The 1,925-nt window shown below is 69.0% G+C and carries 3 protein-coding genes and 1 pseudogene; 1 reads left to right on the plus strand and 3 read right to left on the minus strand.

The features are described from left to right. From JF597_RS54500 to JF597_RS54510, 3 genes and pseudogenes are all read right to left on the minus strand, one after another. Positions 1-126 (minus strand): annotated as a pseudogene (locus JF597_RS54500) (VOC family protein); the annotation flags it as partial. A 244-nt stretch (positions 127-370) separates the two neighbouring features. Then, a complete protein-coding gene (locus tag JF597_RS54505; RefSeq protein ID WP_294014559.1) occupies positions 371-967 on the minus strand; it encodes a nucleotidyltransferase family protein in 597 nt (198 codons plus the stop codon). An 81-nt stretch (positions 968-1,048) separates the two neighbouring features. Then, complete coding sequence (locus JF597_RS54510; RefSeq protein WP_294014561.1) at positions 1,049-1,561, minus strand: NUDIX domain-containing protein; 513 nt, start codon at positions 1,559-1,561, stop codon at positions 1,049-1,051. Between the two features lie 120 nt (positions 1,562-1,681). On the opposite strand from JF597_RS54510, the gene JF597_RS54515 reads away from it, so the two are divergent. After that, the coding region (locus JF597_RS54515; protein WP_294014560.1) for a helix-turn-helix transcriptional regulator at positions 1,682-1,925 on the plus strand (244 nt) is incomplete at its 3' end.

Raw genomic sequence — 1,925 nt, forward strand, 5'->3', positions numbered from 1 at the left:
CGCGGGGCCGACGTAGGTGGTCACACCGGGACTGTAGGCATGCCAGCCGAGCGCCTCCGCCCAGAACCGGCCGGCCGCCGGCCCGTCAAGAGCCTTGATGTTCACCTGAACAGGTCGCAGGGGCATACCGGTGATCCTATGCACCCGTTTCGCAGCGCAAGCGTCATCACGCTCGCTACTGGTGTTGACGGGCGAGGGCGACGAACCCGAGTAACGAAGGGCGTGAACGCATCGCAGGCGAGGCCGGGTTGGCCGTCCGGCCGCGCGTTCTCCCGGCGGGCGGCGGCGACGCGGAGACGGAGGGCGGCGGCGCCGCGGAGACGGTGGGTCGGCTGCCCCGGAATTCGCCGCGTGATCACGGCTCCGAGCGTCAGTTCGGCCACGGCAGCACGGTGAGCTCCGGCCATTCCTCCCGCCAGCGCGCCGCCTTGGCCTCATAGACCTCCCGCGGGGCAAGGACCGGGTTGGGCCGGACCACCAGGTTGAACACGTCGGAGAGCCCGTGGGGCGCATAGACGCGCCACCCACCGTCAGGATCCAGCCGTACCCCCAGACAGCAAGTCGTCGCGGCGAACGAGTCGATCGCCGCCTCGGTGGACTCGTGAGGCGGGCAGGGCACGCCGAATTTCTGCTCGTACCAGAGATGCACGCGGGCCTCGTTGCGGATCTCCACCTCGGCCGGCAGGCCGGCGAACACCTCCTGCCCTGCCTTGATCACGGCATCCTCCGCCTCCCAGGAGAGGTCGGTGCCGTCGAAGTAGAAGATGTCGTAGTCCTTGATGCCGCCGGTCGGAGGTCTGTCGGTGACCACGTTCCACACCGTCTGGAACAGGCAGCCCGCCGTGACGTACCAGCCGGGCAGCTCCAGCGTCGCCGCCCTGGTCAGCACGTCGGTCAGGACCTCGTTCCGGGAGAGCACGGACCGCAGGCCATCGAGCTGCTCAACGAGCGGGAGTCGACCAAGCATCCGTATTCCCTACCACGGACAGCCGCTCTCGCAGGGCGCGTTGGCCGCAAGCAGGCGTCCCAGCCCGTGAGTCGGGCGAGGTCAGGAGCGGGCGGTCCGGAACGCCAGATACCGGCTGAAGGCCTCGTGGCTGTCGGGGGTGAAGCGCCACTCCAGCAGGGCCGACCGCAGCTCCGGCTCTGTCAGCCAGCCGTGCCAGGCGACCTCATCGGCATCGGCGGCCATGGCGTCCGGCACCACGGCTTCGTGCACGCCGAGCCAGTGAGGGCTCAAACCGCTGCGGTTGAGGAACGTGAACAGCAGGCGCGGCAGCGCACGAATGCCCAGCTCTTCGGCCAGCTCCCGCGCGGCGGCCTGTATGTAGGACTCGCCGACGTTCACGGCGCCACCGACCATGACCTCGTAGAGCCCGGGGAACCGCGACAGCTGCTCCGACCGCCGGTGCACGAGGATCCGCCCACGCTCGTCACGACACACCGTCACGGCGACCCGGTGCAGCCAACCCTCCCGGATGGCCTGCCGGCGTCCGACCACCACGCCCAATACGCGATCTTGATCGTCGACACGCTCCACCAGTTCATCCACGAGGCACACCCTGGCAGAGCCCACCGACGCCTACCCTGCTCAGGCACGGGGCTCCGCCCCCGCGTGGCATGGCACACTTTTGCAAGCGGGTGCTTGCAATAGTTAGCGTGAGTGGTGCAGGGTGGAGACATGGCATCGCTCAACGTCGGCAATCTCGGTGAATACCTGCGTGAACAGCGGCGCACCGCGCAGCTGTCGCTCAGGCAGCTCGCCGATGCCGCCGGGGTGTCCAACCCGTATCTGAGCCAGATCGAGCGCGGGCTGCGCAAGCCGAGCGCGGAGGTGTTGCAGCAGGTCGCCAAGGCCCTGCGGATCTCCGCCGAGACCTTGTATGTGCGGGCCGGCATCCTCGACGCGGAGCGGGACCGGGACG

The sequence above is a fragment of the Streptomyces sp. genome, from assembly GCF_019510245.1.
Lineage (GTDB): Bacteria > Actinomycetota > Actinomycetes > Streptomycetales > Streptomycetaceae > Streptomyces.